Origin of the sequence: Geodermatophilus sp. TF02-6 (assembly GCF_003319115.1) — a bacterium.
In the GTDB taxonomy this organism is placed as follows: domain Bacteria; phylum Actinomycetota; class Actinomycetes; order Mycobacteriales; family Geodermatophilaceae; genus Geodermatophilus.
In genome coordinates this window covers 1-1,663 of the sequence record NZ_QOHF01000050.1, presented here as the reverse complement: position 1 = coordinate 1,663, position 1,663 = coordinate 1, and the positions used below count along the sequence as shown (strand labels likewise).

Genomic DNA, 1,663 nt, shown 5'->3' with positions numbered 1-1,663 from the left:
AGCCTCGATCCACCGTCGATCTTGGTCGGCTCCGTCGGCTCGTGATTCGATCTTGATGGCTTGATCTGGGCGCGGGTGAGCGGCCGGTCTGTCCGGCTCTTCCACTGTTGGTCTCCGGTCGTGCCCGGTGGGGCGGTGGTCGGTCAGGCAGCTGCTGGTGGTCCGCAGGTGGCGTCGAACAGTTGGGTCCAGGCCTGTTCCCAGGGCCAGTCGCGTGGCAGATGCAGCCGCAGTCGGCGGGCGGAGCGGGCCAGCCGGGCCGGGACGGCGATCAGCTGGGCGCGGATGGTGCCGGTGGTCGCCTTCGCGTGGAAGGTCGAGGCCAGGACGCCGGCGGCGCGGGTGAGGTTGAACGCCATCGTCGCAAGCACCAGCCAGGCGGAGTTCGCGGCGAACGATCCCGACGGGAGGTGGGCCAGCGGTCCGGCCTTGAGGTCGGCGTTGACCTGCTCGATGATCGCGTGCTGCCGGTGGGTGGTCTCGGCCTGGAGCATCGGCTGCGGGGAGTCGGTGAACACCGCGTGGTAGCGGTGCGCGGTGAACAGCTCACCTTGGCCGGCCGGCACCCAGGCGGGGTTGAGGCGCTTGACCCGGCGGACGATGAGCCGGGCGGGAATGTGGTCGGCCTTGCGGCGGGAGGTGAACGCGGTGAAGCCGATCTCGGCGACCTCGGCGTCGGAGATCCAGCAGGAGCCTTCCTCGTCCCACACCGCCTGCGGGTAGCGGATCGGGGTCCAGGCGTCCTCGCCGATCGTGGCGATCGCCTTCTTGACCGCGGCGTCCATCCGGGCGGTGATGGAGAAGCGGGCTCCGCCGCGGCGGGCGGTGGCGATCACGTCATGGCAGTAGAACGCCGAGTCTCCGCGCACGAGCACCAGACCACTGCCATCCGGGCCGCCGGCGCCGCAGGCCCGTGCGGTGCCCAGCGCCTCGGCCAGCAGCTTGCCTGCGCCGCGGGCGGACTTCACCGCGCCCTTGCGCAGCCGGGCCGCGCCGATCACCGGCGCCGCCAACGGGGTGGAGATGGTGGCCAGCAGTGCGTTGAGCCCCTTGACCTTGTTGTAGCCGTACCCGACGCCCTGCTTGGCGTAGCCGTGGGTCTCCCGCATCGTGTCGTCCAGGTCGAGGTAGGTGACCTGGCCGGCCCCGGGCAGCAGTGGTGTGGCCGCGGCCAGTGCGGTCAAGAACGCCGCGGCCACCGAGTCCAGCTGGCGGACGTGACCGAAGGTGAACGCGCGCAGGAACGTGCCCAACGTCGACGGAGCCCGGATCCCGGCGAACAACCGATCCATGCCGCCGTGGCGCAGCAGGTCCATGTCATCGATGGAGTCCGCGCCGACGACCATCCCGGCCACCAGCGCCGGCACCTTCACCTGCGCGTTGACCCCGCCGGTGGCCTTGAGCGTGAGCTTCTCGCCGACCAGGTCACCGAGCCGGCACGACCGCGCGAGCGCGACCACCGGGGCCAGCCCTCCGGCCGACACGAGATTCGGATCATCGAACGTCGCCGACAACGCCGACGAACCGTGAGACAGTCGCATCCAGCGGATGCCCTTCTGTGTGGACCGTTGTGACCTTCGACAAGCCACATCGTTCCTGGTCAGAGGGGCATTCGTGCGTTACAACCCGCGCCGATCAGCCATTTCGACGGTGGATCGAGGCT

Annotated in this window: 1 protein-coding gene; it reads right to left on the bottom strand. The window is 70.1% G+C overall.

Features of this window, described 5'->3' with window-relative positions:
* Positions 1-143: 143 nt before the first annotated feature.
* Positions 144-1,541 carry an IS1380 family transposase gene (locus DQ238_RS22505; protein WP_113783473.1) on the bottom strand — a complete coding sequence of 466 codons (1,398 nt, stop codon included), beginning with the start codon at positions 1,539-1,541 and terminating at the stop codon, positions 144-146.
* Positions 1,542-1,663 lie beyond the last annotated feature (122 nt).

What these genes read in the sequence shown, in the direction of transcription:
- DQ238_RS22505 (WP_113783473.1), bottom strand. Translation starts at nt 1,541, where the DNA reads ATGCGACTGTCTCACGGTTCGTCGGCGTTGTCGGCGACGTTCGATGAT.